15 protein-coding genes are annotated in these 16,288 nt (G+C 60.5%); 2 read left to right on the top strand and 13 right to left on the bottom strand.

Annotation, left to right across the window (positions count from 1 at the left end; translation table 11 throughout):
- Nucleotides 1-17: 17 nt before the first annotated feature.
- The gene (locus AC0N03_RS10545; RefSeq protein ID WP_474288691.1) at nt 18-1,370 is read right to left on the bottom strand and encodes a M16 family metallopeptidase; all 1,353 of its coding nucleotides are present in this window, start codon (nt 1,368-1,370) and stop codon (nt 18-20) included.
- A 265-nt stretch (nt 1,371-1,635) separates the two neighbouring features.
- Here AC0N03_RS10545 and AC0N03_RS10540 point away from each other — a divergent pair, with 265 nt between their 5' ends.
- Both AC0N03_RS10540 and msrP read left to right on the top strand, forming a co-directional pair.
- On the top strand, nt 1,636-2,838 hold the full coding sequence (locus AC0N03_RS10540; protein WP_474288690.1) for a pyridoxal phosphate-dependent aminotransferase: 1,203 nt from the start codon (nt 1,636-1,638) through the stop codon (nt 2,836-2,838).
- 259 nt (nt 2,839-3,097) lie between these two features.
- The gene (msrP, locus tag AC0N03_RS10535) at nt 3,098-4,045 is read left to right on the top strand and encodes a protein-methionine-sulfoxide reductase catalytic subunit MsrP (protein ID WP_474288689.1); all 948 of its coding nucleotides are present in this window, start codon (nt 3,098-3,100) and stop codon (nt 4,043-4,045) included.
- Nucleotides 4,046-4,177: 132 nt separating this feature from the next.
- On the opposite strand, the gene ychF is transcribed toward msrP, so the two are convergent.
- The 12 genes from ychF to tolQ form a co-directional block, all read right to left on the bottom strand.
- Nucleotides 4,178-5,284, bottom strand: coding sequence for a redox-regulated ATPase YchF (gene ychF, locus AC0N03_RS10530; RefSeq protein WP_474288688.1), 1,107 nt, complete (start codon nt 5,282-5,284; stop codon nt 4,178-4,180).
- Nucleotides 5,285-5,359: 75 nt separating this feature from the next.
- Complete coding sequence (pth, locus tag AC0N03_RS10525; RefSeq protein ID WP_474288687.1) at nt 5,360-5,932, bottom strand: aminoacyl-tRNA hydrolase; 573 nt, start codon at nt 5,930-5,932, stop codon at nt 5,360-5,362.
- Between the two features lie 69 nt (nt 5,933-6,001).
- Nucleotides 6,002-6,619, bottom strand: a complete 618-nt coding sequence (locus tag AC0N03_RS10520; RefSeq protein WP_474288686.1) for a 50S ribosomal protein L25/general stress protein Ctc — start codon at nt 6,617-6,619, stop codon at nt 6,002-6,004.
- A gap of 116 nt (nt 6,620-6,735) precedes the next feature.
- On the bottom strand, nt 6,736-7,476 hold the full coding sequence (locus AC0N03_RS10515) for an SDR family oxidoreductase (RefSeq protein ID WP_474288685.1): 741 nt from the start codon (nt 7,474-7,476) through the stop codon (nt 6,736-6,738).
- Entirely contained in the window at nt 7,476-9,398 is a 1,923-nt protein-coding gene (ftsH, locus tag AC0N03_RS10510; RefSeq protein WP_474288684.1) for an ATP-dependent zinc metalloprotease FtsH, read from the bottom strand. Before ftsH ends, AC0N03_RS10515 begins: the two co-directional genes overlap by 1 nt.
- Before the next feature lie 164 nt (nt 9,399-9,562).
- The gene (tilS, locus tag AC0N03_RS10505; RefSeq protein ID WP_474288683.1) at nt 9,563-10,615 is read right to left on the bottom strand and encodes a tRNA lysidine(34) synthetase TilS; all 1,053 of its coding nucleotides are present in this window, start codon (nt 10,613-10,615) and stop codon (nt 9,563-9,565) included.
- Nucleotides 10,590-11,513 (bottom strand): tol-pal system protein YbgF, encoded by a 924-nt coding sequence (gene ybgF, locus AC0N03_RS10500; protein ID WP_474288682.1) that lies wholly within the window; start codon nt 11,511-11,513, stop codon nt 10,590-10,592. The genes tilS and ybgF overlap by 26 nt, the downstream gene beginning before the upstream one ends.
- 137 nt (nt 11,514-11,650) lie before the next feature.
- A complete protein-coding gene (pal, locus tag AC0N03_RS10495) occupies nt 11,651-12,163 on the bottom strand; it encodes a peptidoglycan-associated lipoprotein Pal (RefSeq protein ID WP_474288681.1) in 513 nt (170 codons plus the stop codon).
- A 246-nt stretch (nt 12,164-12,409) separates the two neighbouring features.
- A complete protein-coding gene (tolB, locus tag AC0N03_RS10490) occupies nt 12,410-13,711 on the bottom strand; it encodes a Tol-Pal system beta propeller repeat protein TolB (RefSeq protein ID WP_474288680.1) in 1,302 nt (433 codons plus the stop codon).
- 74 nt (nt 13,712-13,785) lie between these two features.
- Nucleotides 13,786-14,916, bottom strand: a complete 1,131-nt coding sequence (locus AC0N03_RS10485) for a cell envelope biogenesis protein TolA (protein ID WP_474288679.1) — start codon at nt 14,914-14,916, stop codon at nt 13,786-13,788.
- Between the two features lie 35 nt (nt 14,917-14,951).
- Entirely contained in the window at nt 14,952-15,401 is a 450-nt protein-coding gene (locus AC0N03_RS10480) for an ExbD/TolR family protein (RefSeq protein ID WP_474288678.1), read from the bottom strand.
- A gap of 12 nt (nt 15,402-15,413) precedes the next feature.
- A complete protein-coding gene (gene tolQ, locus AC0N03_RS10475; protein WP_474288677.1) occupies nt 15,414-16,139 on the bottom strand; it encodes a protein TolQ in 726 nt (241 codons plus the stop codon).
- Between the last annotated feature and the right edge of the window lie 149 nt (nt 16,140-16,288).

Here is a 16,288-nt window from a genome sequence, read left to right as displayed (position 1 = left end):
ACTCACCAATTTAAAGTTCAGGCAGCCGGCAGAAGAAAGCCGGTCACGGATTTGCGGCGATCAAGCCATTTGACGGCCGCGGCCGTGACATCGGCGGCGCTCAGCGCCTCGATCCGCTCGGGCCAGGCGCGGATATCCTCGACGCTCTGGCCTGTGGTGAGCGAAATACCATACCAGCGCGCAAGCTCGGTCTGGTTGTCCTGCGAATAGATGGCATCGGCGACGAGACGCGTCTTGGCGCGGGCAAGATCGCCCTCGTCGATGCCATGTTCGGCCAGACGGGCGATCTCCTCGTCCATAGCGGCGTCAAGCTGCTCCAGCGTAACGCCCTCCGCTGGCATCCCGTAAAGGAAGAAGCGGGAATCATCGAGCGCCTGCCCCCAATAATAGGCGCCTGCAGCGACCGCCAGTTTGCGCTCCATCACGAGGCTGCGGTAAAGCAGGCTCGTTTGTCCGCCGCCCAGCACATGGGCCAGAACCTCCAGCGCCTCGCCCTCATGGCGGGCGCCGGTCGCATAGGACGGCACCAGATAGACGCGCTGATGCGACGGCTGCTCCACCTTTTCATCATTCAGCGTGACGAGCCGGTGCGCCCGGGAGGCTGGCTCCTTGGCGCGCTGGCGGCGCGGCGGCGCGCCGCGCGCAGGGATCTGCCCATAGGTGGATTCGGCCAGACGGCGCACCTCGCCAGCTTCAACATCCCCCGCGACGATGAGCACCGCATTTTCCGGCGTGTAGAAGCGCTGGTAATAATCAAGTGCATCCTGCCGGTTCAGGCCTTCGATTTCGTGCCCCCAGCCGATGACCGGCGTGCCATAGGGATGATGCACGAACAGGGCCGCCTGCACGGATTCGCTCAGTTCAGCCGCAGGGTCGGAATCCGTACGCATCCGCCGCTCTTCGAGCACGACATCCCGCTCAGGCGCGACAACCTCGTCGGTGAGCACAAGATTGCTCATGCGATCCGCCTCCATCTCCATCATTCTGGCCAGATGCTCCTTGGCGATGCGCTGGAAATAGGCGGTGAAATCGTTGGAGGTGAAGGCATTCTCCTGCCCGCCCAGTTCGGAGACGAGATCGGAGAACGCGCTCTGCGGATATTTTTCCGTACCTTTGAACATGAGATGCTCAAGGAAATGTGCAATGCCGGATTTGCCCACCGGATCATCGGCAGAGCCGTTGCGGTACCAGACCATATGCGTGACAATGGGCGCACGCCGGTCGGGGATCACCACAACCTCAAGGCCATTGGCCAGATGAAAATGGGAAATGTCCGGCCCCGCCACTTCCGAGGCGGCCAGAACGGCGGGTGCATGGTCATGACGCGCGGCCGGGCTCTGGCGCTGCGTCTCGACATTCGGATCAAGCATGAACGAATCCATCCCTATTTCAAGAATTCTCACATCACGCGGATGCTGGTTCTGAATTTATATAGGGCCTTTAGCCCGTGCTTGTCAGCCTGCACAATAACAATTGCGTGAAAAAGATAAGGGCTTTCAGGAAAATGCAGCGAGTTATCCGATTGCGCTCCAGCCGAAAAATCAAAAATCCGGCCCTGCGCGCGTGAATTCTTGTTGCAGCCGCGCTCAGGCAAAACTATGGTCGCGTCCATTCAAGCAACTTTGGAGACCGAATATGGCGTTTCTTGCCGATGCCCTCTCTCGCGTGAAGCCGTCCGCCACAATCGCCGTGACGCAAAAGGCACGCGATCTGAAAGCTCAGGGCCGGGATGTGATCAGCCTGTCCGTCGGCGAGCCGGATTTCGATACGCCGGACAATATCAAGGCTGCCGCAATAGACGCCATCCGCCGCGGCGAGACCAAATATCCGCCCGTCTCCGGCATCATGCCGCTGCGCGAGGCCATTGCAGCCAAGTTCAAGCGCGAGAACGGGCTCGACTACAAGGCGACGCAGACCATCGTCGGCACCGGCGGTAAGCAGATCCTTTACAATGCTTTCCTCACCACGCTGAACCCCGGCGATGAGGTCATCATCCCCGCGCCATACTGGGTGTCCTATCCGGACATGGTTTTGCTGTGCGGCGGCACGCCAAAATTCGTCAATACGACCATGGCGCATAATTTCAAGCTGCAGGCCGCCGATCTCGAGGCTGCCATCACGCCGCGCACGAAGTGGATCGTGCTCAATTCGCCGTCGAACCCGTCTGGCGCCGCCTATACGCGCGACGAACTCAAGGCCATTACCGACGTGCTGATGCGCCATCCGCATGTCTGGGTGCTGACCGACGACATGTACGAGCATCTGATTTATGGCGATTTCACCTACACCACCGCGGCGCAGGTGGAGCCCGGCCTCATCAACCGCACGCTCACCATGAACGGCGTGTCGAAGGCCTATGCCATGACCGGCTGGCGCATCGGCTATGCGGCAGGGCCGGAAATGCTGATCAAGGCCATGGACATGGTGCAGGGCCAGCAGACCTCCGGCGCATGCACCATCGCGCAATGGGCCTCTGTCGAGGCGCTGAACGGCACCCAGGCGCATCTGCCCGTGTTCCGCAAGGCCTTCGAGGAACGGCGCAACCTCGTTGTGTCCATGCTCAATCAGGCGCGCCACCTGAAATGCCCGACGCCGGAAGGCGCATTCTATGTCTACCCGTCCTGTGCGGAGGCCATCGGCAAGAAAGCGCCGTCGGGCAAGGTGATCGCCAGCGACGAGGACTTCGTCACCGAACTGCTGGAAGCGGAAGGTGTTGCGGTGGTGCATGGTTCGGCCTTCGGCCTCGGCCCCAATTTCCGCATTTCCTACGCCACATCCAACAAGCTGCTTGAAGAAGCCTGCGAAAAAATCCAGCGTTTCACTGCCAGCCTGAGCTGAAGCCTTCATCCTGAGCTTGTCGACCGTTCGACAAGCTCAGGATGAGGTTCGACAGGCTCAGGGTGAGGCGTGTTTGTGGCCTGCGCCCTTCCTTCTCCTCATGGTGAGCCTGCCGAAGCATGAGCCTGTCGAGGCACGATCTTGTCAAAACAGGCGCTGCTCAAAGGCGCTTCGGACAGGTACTCACGAAAAATTCTCGATATTGTGATGAGGCCAAAGGCTTTTTCGCGCGTATCTTCATGGCAAGGAGAGAAATGCCATGTTGATCAGATCGAAAAAATGCTGGGACCTTCCGGCCAGTGAAATCACGCCGGAACAGGTTTTTCTGAACCGCCGCACATTGCTCGCTTCGGGCGCGGCAGCCCTCGGCGCGGGATTTCTGCCCGGTACAGCGCGGGCGGATACCGACCCGAGCGCCGCGCTCTATCCTGCCAAGCACAACGATGCCTACACGCTCGACCGGCCCCTGACGCCGGAGGCGCAGAACGCCTCCTACAATAATTTCTATGAATACAGCACCGACAAGAAGCTCAATGCCGACAAGCTGATCATCCGGCCCTGGAGCGTGAAAATCGACGGTCTGGTGGAGACGCCGAAGGAATGGGCAATCGACGACCTGATCAAATCCATGCCGCTTGAGGAACGCCTGTATCGTCATCGCTGCGTCGAGGCCTGGTCAATGACGATTCCCTGGACAGGCTTTCCCCTGAAGGCTTTGGTAAACGCCGCAAAGCCCAAGGCAGAGGCAAAATACATCCGCTTCGAGACCTTCCTCAATCCGAAAATGGCGCCGGGGCAGAAAGTGCCGTTCTACCCCTGGCCCTATATCGAGGGACTGACACTGGCCGAGGCGACCAACGATCTCGCCTTCATGGCGACCGGCGCCTATGGCCATCCGCTTGCCAAGGTACATGGCGCGCCCCTGCGCCTTGCGGTGCCCTGGAAATATGGCTTCAAATCGATCAAATCCATCGTCAGGATCAGCTTCGTCGCCGAACGGCCTGTAGGGCTTTGGGAAAAGCTGCAAAGTTCGGAATATGGCTTCTGGGCCAATGTCAATCCGGCGGTGCCGCATCCGCGCTGGAGTCAGGCGACGGAAAACCTGCTTGGCAGCGACGAGCGCCGCCCCACGCTCATCTACAATGGCTATGGCGAACAGGTGGCCTCGCTGTACAAAGGCATGGAAAAGGAAGACCTGTTCAGATGAGGCTGGCCCCCTTGCACTTCGACAAGCTCAGGGTGAGGGGAACACGTTTTATCCTCGGGTGAGGGAGCAAAGCTTTATCCGCTCCCCCTCATCCAGGGCTTGCTAAAGGATGGGAAGCGGCGCAACGCTGGATCAGTTGGCAAAGCGGAAATGCAGCACGTCGCCGTCCTGCACGACGTAATCCTTACCTTCGAGGCGGAACTTGCCCGCCTCGCGCGCGCCAGCCTCGCCCTTGTACTGGATGTAATCCTCATAAGAGATGGTTTCGGCGCGGATATAGCCTTTTTCGAAATCGCTGTGAATGACGCCGGCAGCCGCCGGCCCCTTGGTGCCTTTTTCGATGGTCCAGGCGCGCGCTTCCTTCGGGCCTACGGTAAAATAGGTGATGAGATGCAGCAGGTTGTAGCCCGCGCGGATACAACGGTTGAGGCCGGGCTCGGCAAGGCCGACAGCATCGAGATAGTCGCGCTGATCCTCCGGCGGCAGCACGGCGATCTCGCTTTCGATCTTGGCTGAGACAACAACGGCGACAGCGCCCTCTTCGGCAGCGCGCGCCTTCACGGTCTCGGAAAAGCTATTACCCTTGTCGGCGGACGCTTCCTCGACATTGCAGACATAGAGCACCGGCTTCGAGGAAAGCAGGCCAAGGCTTGCAAAGGACTTGCGGGCGTCACGGTCCTCTGGCGGCGGGGCGGCCAGACGCGCCGGCTTGCCCTCGCGCAGCAGCACGAGACAGCGGTTGACGAGTTCGAGCGTCTCCTTGGCTTCCTTGTCGCCGCCCTTGGCGCGCTTTTCCAGCGCAGGAAGGCGCTTTTCGAGGCTTTCCAGATCGGCGAGCATCAACTCGGTCTCGATGATGTCGATATCGTTGATCGGCGCGATCTTGCCTTCGACATGGGTAATGTCGCCATCCTCAAAGCATCGCACCACATGAGCTATGGCGTCGCATTCGCGGATATTGGCAAGAAACTGATTGCCAAGCCCCTCGCCCTTCGAGGCGCCCCGCACCAGACCGGCAATATCGACAAAGGTCAGGCGCGTCGGGATGATTTCCTTGGAATGGGCAATTTTCACCAGTTCTTCGAGACGCGGGTCAGGCACGGCGACATCGCCGACGTTCGGCTCAATGGTGCAGAACGGATAATTGGCGGCCTGAGCGGCGGCCGTCTGCGTGAGCGCGTTGAAAAGTGTCGATTTACCGACATTCGGCAGGCCGACAATGCCACATTTGAAACCCATGAGATGATCCAGTTGTTAAACAGCGGAATTGAGCCAGTGTCCTAGCCGTAAATCGGCCCATTTGCGACCGAAATTTTAGGGCTTGCCCATATCGAGCGCCACTTTGCTGGCAAAGGTCATGTCCTCGCCCTTCACCAGCAGCGGCAGATGCGCATTAATGGCAGCGCATAGCCTGTTCACCCACACGCGCTCATCCGGCTTGAAGTCGCTCAGGACATGATGATGAACCAGACTTTTGTCGCCCGGATGCCCGATGCCCAGACGCACCCGGCGATATTCATTGCCGCACAACGCCGAAATGGAGCGCAGGCCATTGTGGCCGGCATTGCCGCCACCGAGCTTGACCCGCAATTTGCCGTCCTCGAGATCAAGTTCATCGTGAAAGACCACGACATTCTGCAGCGGCACCTTGAGAAAACGCATGGCCTCGGCCACGCAGCGCCCGCTCTCGTTCATGAAGGTGAGCGGCTTGAGCAGCATCACGCGCTCGCCCGCAACCATACCCTCGCTGATCTCGCCATGATATTTGGCGCGGAACGGCGGAAAGCCCGACGCCCGGGCTATCGCCTCCATCATGAGAAAGCCGATATTATGCCGGTTATGGCGATATTGCGGACCGGGATTGCCAAGACCAACAAAAAGAAGCATCTGAACCCTCTGCCCAAAACAAATTCGCCCGCAAAATGCGGGCGAAAATCTTGAAACTGCAAGAAGAATTTACTTCTTCTTGCCCTTTTCGGCGGCAGCAGCAGCCGGAGTTTCGGCAACAGCGACGGGCGGCACAATGGTGGCGACCGTGAAGTCCTTTTCAGCCGAGGTCGGCTTGCAGCCTTCCGGCAGCTTCAGCGACGACAGATGGATCGAATCGTTGAAATCGGAGGTCGAGAGATCAACCTCGATCGCGCCGGGAATATTGTCAGCCGGCACGCGCATGTTGATGGCATGGGCGACAATATTGAGCGAACCGCCCTTCTTGAGGCCGGGGCAGATATCCTGATGCAGGAAATGCACGGGCACATCGACGCGGATCGAAGCGCCGGGCTTGAGGCGGAAGAAATCGATATGCTGCGCGGTGTCGCGCACCGGATCAAGCTGGTAATCGCGCGGAATAACGCGCTGCTTCTTGCCATCGACGTCGATTTCGAAAATCGTGGTCAGGAAGTGCCCTGCATAGATCAGGTTGTTGAGAGTGCGGTAATCGAGCGTGATCGGCTCTGCGGCTTCGCCGCCGCCATAAATCACTGCTGGAATGCGACCATCACGACGTGCGCTGCGGGCGGCCCCCTTGCCGGTCCCGGTGCGCGCCGTGGCCGCGAGTTGCTTGTACTCGGCCATAGTGCTCATCCTTTTTTAACAACGTCCTCGCCTCCAGGGGTGTCTGAAGGGACGCGAGCGGTGCAATAGAGGAAAAGCGCGCAAAAGGCAAGCTTTGAACCTGAAAACAGGGAATATTACCGCCCGCCGCTCACCCGCAGGATCGATCCGGTGATATAGCTTGCGGCATCGGAAAGCAGGAAAAGCACCGCCTCGGCGATTTCCTCGGGCAGGCCGGGGCGCTGCATCGGAATCATGTTGCTCAGCCGCTGCGCCCGGTCCGGCTTGCCGCCGCTGGCGTGAATATCTGTCTCGGTCAGCCCCGGCTCCACCGCATTGACGCGGATATTCTGCGTCGCCAGTTCCCGTGCATGGCCGATGGTGAAGGAATTGATCGCGCCTTTCGAGGCGGCATACCAGACATATTCGCCCGGGGAGCCAATAGTGGTGGCTGCCGAGGAAATATTGACGATGGCGCCGCCGCCATTGGCCCTGATCTGCCGCACCGCCTGCTGCGCCACCAGAATTGCGCCCGTCACATTGACATCGATCACCGCGCGTATGACCGCGCTGTCCGTTTCATCGAGCGGCGCAATCCGGCCTGTGATCCCGGCATTGTTGACAAGATGGGTAATGGGGCGCGTGCGCGCGGCAATATCGGCGAAAAGCTGCCTTATATCCTCCTCCCGGCCGATATCGGCCTGAAAGGACTCGGCGGAGGCGCCCAGTTCGCGGCATCGCTCCACCACGCGCAGCGCGGCTGCTGCATCGCTGTTATAATTGACGGCAACGTCATAGCCGGCTTTCGCAGCGGCAATGGAACAGGCGGCCCCGATCCCGCGGGAGCCGCCCGTGATGAGAACAAGCGGCCGCGCCATCAGGCTGACGGCTGCGGTTCGAGGCCGCTGTCGGAAGCCGGACGCCCCGAGCCGGAGGTCGGCACCGGCGAGGAACGCACGCCGCTGGACGGACCCTCGTCATTGTCGCGCACGATCGGCTTCCCGGCCAGAAGATCACGCACCTCGTCGCCGGTGAGCGTTTCATATTCAAGCAGGGCATTCGCCAGCATATGCAGCTCGTTTTCATGCTCCTTGAGAATATGGCGGGCGGTCTGCTCGCCATCCTCGATCAGCCGGCGCACTTCCGAGTCGATCAGATTGGCCGTCTCCTCCGACATGTTCTGACTCTGCGAGACAGAATGCCCGAGGAACACTTCCTGATTGTTGGCGGCATAGCGCACGCGCCCGAGCTTTTCGGACATGCCCCATTGCGTGACCATGGCCCGCGCCATGCGGGTTGCCTGCTGAATATCGCCGGCAGCGCCGTTCGAGACCATATCCGGCCCGAAAATCAGCAGCTCGGCCTCGCGTCCGCCGAAAGTCATGGCGATGTTGGAGGTGCAATACTGGATCGTGTAGCCGAGGCGGTCTTCCTCCGGCAGCATCATGGTCAGGCCGCCAGCCGCGCCGCGCGGAATGATGGTGACCTTGTGCAGCGGGTCGATTTTGGGCACATGCAGCCCGACAATCGCGTGGCCGGCCTCGTGATAGGCCACGAGCTTGTTGGTCTCGGCGGTGCGCACCGCGGACTTGCGTTCCGCGCCCATCATCACCTTGTCCTTCGCATCCTCGAATTCGGCCATGGTGACGACGCGCTTGTTGCGCCGCGCCGCCAGAAGCGCGCCCTCGTTGACGAGATTCATCAGATCCGCGCCGGAAAATCCCGGCGTGCCTCTGGCCAGAACCTTGAGATTGACATCGGGCGCCAGCGGCACCTTGCGCGCGTGAACGCGCAGGATCTTCTCGCGGCCCAGCACATCGGGGTTGGGCACGTGAATCTGCCGGTCGAAACGGCCCGGGCGCAGCAGCGCAGGGTCAAGCACATCGGCACGGTTGGTTGCGGCGATGATGATGATGCCCTCATTCTGCTCGAAACCATCCATCTCGACGAGGAGCTGGTTCAGCGTCTGCTCGCGCTCGTCATTGCCGCCGCCAAGACCTGCACCGCGGTGACGGCCCACGGCGTCGATTTCGTCGATGAAGATAATGCAGGGCGCGTTCTTCTTGGCCTGCTCGAACATGTCGCGCACACGGCTGGCGCCGACACCCACGAACATTTCAACAAAATCAGAGCCTGAGATGGTGAAGAACGGCACATTGGCCTCGCCCGCCACCGCACGCGCGGTGAGCGTCTTACCTGTGCCGGGCGGGCCGACAAGCAGCACGCCGCGCGGAATACGCCCGCCCAGACGCTGGAACTTGTGCGGATCACGCAGGAATTCAACGATTTCCTGCAGGTCTTCCTTGGCCTCGTCGATGCCCGCGACATCCTCGAACGTGACGCGGCCATGCGCCTCCGTCAGCAATTTGGCCTTGGACTTGCCAAAGCCCATGGCCTTGGTGCCGCCGCCCTGCATCTGCCGCGACATGAACAGCCAGAAGCCGATCAGAGCCAGTATCGGCAGCGCGTTACCCAGCAGATAGACCAGCCAGGAATTGCCCTCTGTCGGCGCCTTGGCGGAAATCGACACGTTCTTGGCGTAGAGATGGTCTGTCAGGCCGCTGACCTGCGGCGGCGCAACCGTGCTGAAGGAGCGCCCGTCCTGATAATGGCCGACAATATCCTGCCCGGAGATGGTGACATCGCGGATAGAACCGCGGTCCACTTCCGACAGAAGCTGGCTATAGGTGATTTCCTGGGCCGAAGAATGCTGGCCGCTGTTCTGAAACACTGTGAACAATGCCATCAAAAGGACAGCGATCACCACCCAAAGGGCAAAGTTCCGAATGGTCGGGTTCATGAAAAACCTGCAACTTGTTTCCCGGTTTCCGGACATCGCCTGTATAGCGAGGCCAAAACCAATCTTCTATTTAGGCGTCCTTGCCGCATTTGCCAAGTGTAAGGCAAAAAAGACGCCGGTTCGACAGCAAAATCACCGTCTTCTGGCAGGTTTCCAAGGCCGGATTATGGCGTGCCAGGCCTTTCGGCGGCACTGCGTCCGCGCCTTCGCGGGGGTGCGGGAACGATTTTCAGATGCGCGCTCCGGTCAAGGCTGACCACAGCCTGACCAAGACTGCGTCGAAAGGCCACTCCCCCCGCCTGCGCCAGCATCAGTTCCTCTGCACAAGATTCGATCCGCTCCAGCCGCTGGGGCGCCCCCGGATGCAGATGGTCCAGCGTTCTTTGCAGCAAACGCTCAATGACGATGAGCGGTTCGCCGCGCAATCGCGCCAGATCAAAGGCGGCAAGAGCGGGGCCGAGCGTGACAAGCGCCCGCGCCCAGGCATCATCCAGCCGCGACGCGACCAGATCTTCGAGTTTATCCAGCCTTTTGCCCAGCCGCACCAGCCGCTCCTGCGACAGCCCTTCCGCGGCCAGAACCGGCATGATGCGGCGCACCCGCGCGCGGGCAAAGCGCGGATCGGCATTGGACGGATCAGTGACGAACGGCCAGCCACGCGCCGCGCAGGTGGCGACAAGACGCGCCTTGGCAATGCCGAGCAGCGGGCGGATATGCCGGATGCCGTCACGAAGGCGCTCAGGCTTCATTCCGGTCATGCCTGCCGGGCCGGAGCCGCACGCAAGGCGCAGCAGAATTGTCTCGGCCTGATCATCGGCTGTATGCGCAGTCAGCAAGCAGGCACCCAGCGCCTGAGCGCGCTCGACCAGCAGCCGGTAGCGCGCCGCGCGCGCCGCCTCCTGAATGCCGGTGGCAGGCTTTGGCCCTGTCCAGTCCAGAATATCGTGGTCGATTCCAAGGTGCGCCGCGAACAGGCCCACAGCCTCGGCTTCCGCCCGCGATTGCGCGCGTAGACCATGATCGATGGTTGCCGCATAAAGCCGTGCACCGCCGCCGGCCAATGTCCGCCAAAGCGCCGCCATGCCCATCATGGCGATCGAGTCCGGGCCGCCGGAAACCGCCAGCAGCAGGGTCTGCCCGGTCAGCGGCGCAAGAATACCGGCGGCCTCGGCTTCGCCAAGCGGCGTGGCCTCAGCATTTGTTCTTGGCAATTTCACGCTCGACGCCGCGCTTCAGTACGACTGAAGCATTGGGATATTTATGGCCGATCTCCTGAAAAGTGGCACAGGCCTGCTCGCGGGCGTCCAGTCCGGCAAGCGAGATGCCAAGCCGGAACATGGCCTCCGGCGCATGGGCGGAAGCGGGATAATCGGTCGAGACCTTGAGATATTGCTCCGCTGCCTCACGGTGACGTTTGCGTTCAAAGAACGTGTCACCGAGATAATAGGTGGCGTCAGGCGCGAGCTTGTCCTTAGGGTGCTTGGTGAGAAAATCGCGGAAGGCTTTTTCGGCATCGGCATATTGAGCCTGTTTCAGGAAAGTCAGGGCGATATCGAATTCCTCGCGCGGATTGACGGCGGCATTATCCGCGATAACCGTACCTTCCGGGGTTGTCAGCGGCGCGGAACTGGACAATCGCATCGGCGCGGACGCATCCTTTGGAATACCGAGCCCCGGCTGCGGACCTATGCCAAGCGGACGCGGCACGCCCGGCGCGTTGGGCTGGGCTGCGGGGTTGAACGCATCGCCCTCCTTGAGCGGCGCAGCGCCCGCGGGAGGAGGCAGATCGGCCGCGGCACGGTTGGTTGCAGCGCCCGGCACATTGGCCTGCGCGCCCGCGCCGGGCTGCCCGGCTTCCTGCAGCCTGCGGAGTGCTTCCTGCAACTGCTTGTTCTGGAACTGCAATTCTTCGATCTGGCCGTTGAGCGTGCGCAGGCTGCTTTCCAGCCGCTGCACCCGCAATACGAGATTTGGTTCATCAGGTGCGAGAGCAGGCGCGTTCGGATCCTGTTCGCCAGATTGCACAGCGCCCGGCGGCAGCAGGTCTTGCCCGTAAACCGGCCCCGCCAGCAGCATCAGCCCAAGACCAATCACAGCAACACCGCGCATTTTCATCTATCACATCCTGATTTGTATGTTTGGCTCACCATGTAGCACGAGTAAGACTAAAATAAGATGGTAAATATAGCGCTGCAATACAAACCGGCGCCCTGAGGCGCCGGTCAGATAGAAACAACACTGAATGTTCCGGATCAGCCGTTGGCGCCGTCCAGCACCGTAACGGCGCGGCGGTTCTGCGACCAGCAGGAAATGTCGTTGCAGGTAGCAACGGGGCGTTCCTTGCCATAGCTGACCGTCTTGATGCGCGAAGCGGCAATGCCCTTCGAGATCAGGTAATTCTTGACGGCTTCGGCGCGGCGCGCACCCAGCGCAAAGTTATATTCGCGCGTGCCGCGCTCGTCGGCATGGCCTTCAACCGTGAAATTATATGAGCCATACTGGGTGAGCCAGCGCGACTGCTTGTCCAGAGTGGCCTGGCCGGTGGGCGTGATGTCAGACTGATCCGACTCGAAGAACACGCGGTCGCCCACATTGACGGTGAAATCCTGTGCGCTGCCGGGTGTCGCCGCCATGCGGTTCATCTGGGAATTGGCGCCGCCGCCCAGAAGATCGTCCGAAGCATTCTTCGCGCAGGCGGTCAGGGCCAGCCCGGCGCAGAAAATTGTGATGAGGCGCAAACTGCGGCCAAGTTGCGAGACTGTCATTCCTGTACTCCTGTCATTTCCGGTCGGCGTGAAGCCTTGTCATGCGATATGGTTACTGTGTTCAAGGTTAATAGAAGGTTCCGGAAACCATAAACATTGCCGCTTTATTGACTCAGCCGCGAAAAGCTTCGGCTATAGTTAACGGCAGGTAAAGGGCCGGAACAGCTCTGGCGCGCCGCAGAACGAAGCGCGCCGGAAGTATGAAAGAGCCGCCGTTGGCGCGCCTGCGCCAAAAACCGCCAGCCTTTAGTTGAGTAGCGGGCTCCAGGTCGGATCAGAGGCGTAAGCCGGGGTCGGTACCTGAAATTCGCTGCGGCCAAAAATATCCACCATGTAGATTCTCGACCCCGATGCGCCGCCCGGATCGCGGAAGAACATCAGGAAAAGGCCGTTGGGCGCCCAGGTCGGCCCTTCGTTATGGAAACCTTCGGTCAGGATTCGCTCGCCCGAGCCGTCCGGCTTCATCACGCCAATGGCAAACAGACCGTTGCGCTGGCGCGTGAAGGCGATGTAATCGCCGCGCGGCGACCAGACCGGCGTGGAATAGCGCCCTTCGCCGAACGATATGCGCTGGGCGCCGCCGCCAGCGGCGCTCATGACATAAATCTGCTGTGTGCCGCCGCGATCCGATTCAAACACCACCTGCGATCCATCCGGCGAATAGGACGGCGACGTGTCGATGGCCGCTGTGTCGGTGAGGCGGGTTGTCGTGCGCGAGCGCAGATCCATGGTGAAGAGATTCGAGGCAGCACCCTGCGCCAGACTCATCACGATACGCTGGCCGTCGGGCGAGAAGCGCGGCGAGAACGTCATGCCGGGGAAATTGCCGACAACCTCGCGCTGGCCCGTCTCGATATTGTAAAGAAAAACTTTCGGCTCGCCTTCCGCGAACGACGTATAGGTGAGTTCCTGCGCCGTGGGCGAGAAACGCGGCGTGACCACAATATCCGTTCCCTTCGTCAGATAACGCACGCCCGCGCCATCCTGATCCATGATGGCCAGGCGTTTAATGCGCTTCTCGGCCGGGCCGGTCTCGTCGACAAAGACGATGCGCGTGTCAAAAAAGCCCTTCTCGCCGGTGACCTTGGTAAAGATCGCATCGGAAATGATATGAGCCACGCGGCGCCAGTTATTGACATCGGCAAAATATTCCTGACCCGCAACCTGCGAGCCCGACCCGACTTCCCAGAGCCGGAAACCGGCCTTGAGCCGGCCATCGGCCTGCCGGGCTATGCGGCCTGTCACGACATATTGTGCATTGACCGAGCGAAAGGCCGCCATGTTTGGCGCTGCATCGGGGTTCACCGCGCCTGCGGCCGAGGCATCCACCGGAGCCAGAAACACCGAGCGCTGAAAATTATTGGTGATCACCTGCGTCAGGCGCGCGCCAAGGTCGCCCTCGCCCTGAAAATTGGTAATGGCGATGGTCACGGGGCGAAAGCTGGAGCCGCCGCGCACCACCAGTTCGGAAGCCGCCATAACCGGCGGACTGACAAGCAGGGCCACGGAGGCTGCCATCCCGGCCAGGAAGGATGAACGTTTCATCATGAAAGGGGCCTTTCTCGACATAAATCACACCGTTTCTTGAATAAAATGAAAAATATTACAACCCGCCGCGCGCATCAGCGATCCTCCGGATCAAAAACGATATCGCGGCTCTTCCATTCGGAATAATAGGGCAGGAAATGCGGCGGCATTTTCAGCGGATTGCAGCTGACAACCGCACGCAGCGCGCTGTCGGCCAGCGGCTTGTAGGTGGGGTCCGTGGGCGGATTGAGCAATTGCGGCGGGCTTGCGAGCGACCCGTCGGGATTGAGGCTGACGGAAACCTTAGGCACATATTTCGGGCCCGTGGGCAGCGTGATCGGCAGGTCCCAGCAGCTGTGGTATCTGTCGATCAGCCAGCCGTCGAGCTGCGCCTTAAGGTTGGGCGACATATGATCGGCATTGGCCGTCGCCGTTCCCGCCGAGGGATTGGCGTTCATCTGCTTGCCGGATGAGCCCTGACTTTCGGCAATATCCTTGTTCAGCAGCTTGCTGATATCGGCCACATTGAAACTATGGTTGCGCTGTGCCTTTTCGTCGCCCGATTTCGGCCTGGACGCGGATTTGGCCAGTTCATCGAGTTTCTTCTGTTCCAGAAGCTTGGCCACCTCATCGAGCTTGATTGGCGGCTTGGATTCGTTCTGGGCAGGCTTGACCGGCGGACGCGGACGCTCCTTCGGCGGCTCGGGCTTGGCAACATCCTGCTTCTGCGTGTCGGGACGCGTGATCTCGGCATCAGGCGGCGGCAGCGGCACAGGCGGCTTCGGCTCTTCCTTGGCCGGCGCGGGCTTCACCGGTTCGGGCGGCTTAGGCGGGGTCGGGGGTTCCGGCGGCTTGGGAGGCTCTGGCGGCGGGGGCGTCGGCTTGGCGGCCTCGGGTTTCGGCGTCTCGTCCTGACCGGGATTGTCGTTATGTTTGAAAGCGGGCGGCGGCGGCGGCACGTCGCGCTTGGCGTCCGGCGTTGGCGGCAAAGGCGCCTGCGTTTCCTTGTCCGCCAGCTTGTCGACCTTGGGCTTTGGCTGCGGCTTGACCAGCTTGGATTGCTTGTCACCCTTCATGATATCGTTCATCTGCGAATCGGAGATGATATCGACCGAGACAACTTCCTGCGCATCCTCGAACTTGGGCGTGTTGGAAAAAGACAACAAAGCCGCCAGCAGTGCCGCGACATGCACGAACACCGAAATGGCAAGACCTGGCTGTTTCAAGGACAATTTCAAACTCAAGCGACCCTGGCGTTTGCTTACTTGTTCTGCGATTCCGTGATGAGCGCGACCTTCTTGAAACCCGCAGTGGTGACCGTGGCCATGACTTCCGCCACGCGGCCGTAATTGACCTGCTTCGAGCCGCGCACATAGATGCGCTCGTCAAACCCGGCCTTCGCCAGTTCCTTCAGCTTGTCGGCAAGCTGATCGGCGGGCACAGGCTGATCCTGCAGATATATGTCGCCCTTCTCATCTATCGAGATGGTGATCGGCTTCTGATCGACATTGATCGGTCCTGCGGCGGTCGGCGGCACATCGATCGGCACACCTGTGGCCAGAAGCGGCGCGGCCACCATGAAGATGATGAGCAGAACCAGCATCACGTCGATGAACGGCGTCATGTTGATATCGGCCATGGCGCCATAGCGCGGCACGCCGCGTCTGCGCCGTCCGCCCTTCGCACCGCCCTTGGCTGCAGCCATTCCCATGATCGTGCTCCTTCAGCCCTTGCGATCCGCCGAATGCTGATCGATCTGGCGCGACAGAATCGCCGAAAATTCATCGGCGAAAACTTCGAGACGCGCCTGCGTCTTGGCCACCTGCCCCTGCAGCTTGTTATAGGCGATCAGCGCCGGAATAGCGGCAAACAGGCCGATAGCCGTGGCAAACAGCGCCTCGGCGATACCCGGCGCCACCACGGCCAACGACGTGTTCTTGGATGCGGCAATCGACCGGAAGGCCGTCATGATGCCCCATACGGTGCCGAACAGGCCGATGAACGGCGCGGTGGAGGCCACCGTCGCCAGAACGAGAAGATTGGACTCGAGCCGCTCGATCTCGCGCTGGATGGACACATCCAGCACTTTCTCGATACGCGCCTGCAACCCCATGAACGAGGAACTTGCCGTCTCGAAACTGCGCTTCCATTCGCGCATGGCCGCCACGAACAGGCTGGCCGAGGCAATGGTGGGGCGCACGGAGAGGCCGCGGTAAAGATCTTCCAGCGACTGGCCAGACCAGAACACTTCCTCGAAACGCTCCATGGCCTTGGAGGTTTTCGAGAACATAATGGTTTTATCGATGATGATGGCCCAGCACCAGACTGAGGCACCCAGCAAGCCCAGCATCACCAGCTTGACGACAAAATGCGCTGACCAGAACATGCCTATCAGGGAAACTTCCGTCACGGGCGACATTGCGGTCGTGGCTACGTCAGCAGCATTCATGATTTGATCCTTCAAATCTTACACATTTTCAACGCCATCAGCGTCAGCAATCCGGCAAATCTGAGGCAGGCTGCAAAAAAGCCGCACAGGCCCGCAACACGCATCCCCCTCTTTAAGACATGGTTAAGGTTAACGCTCGGTTACCGGAT

Source organism: Methylocystis sp. sgz306128, from assembly GCF_056032725.1.
Note: the sequence above shows the minus strand (reverse complement) of the source record. Positions and strands in the feature narration are given on the sequence as shown.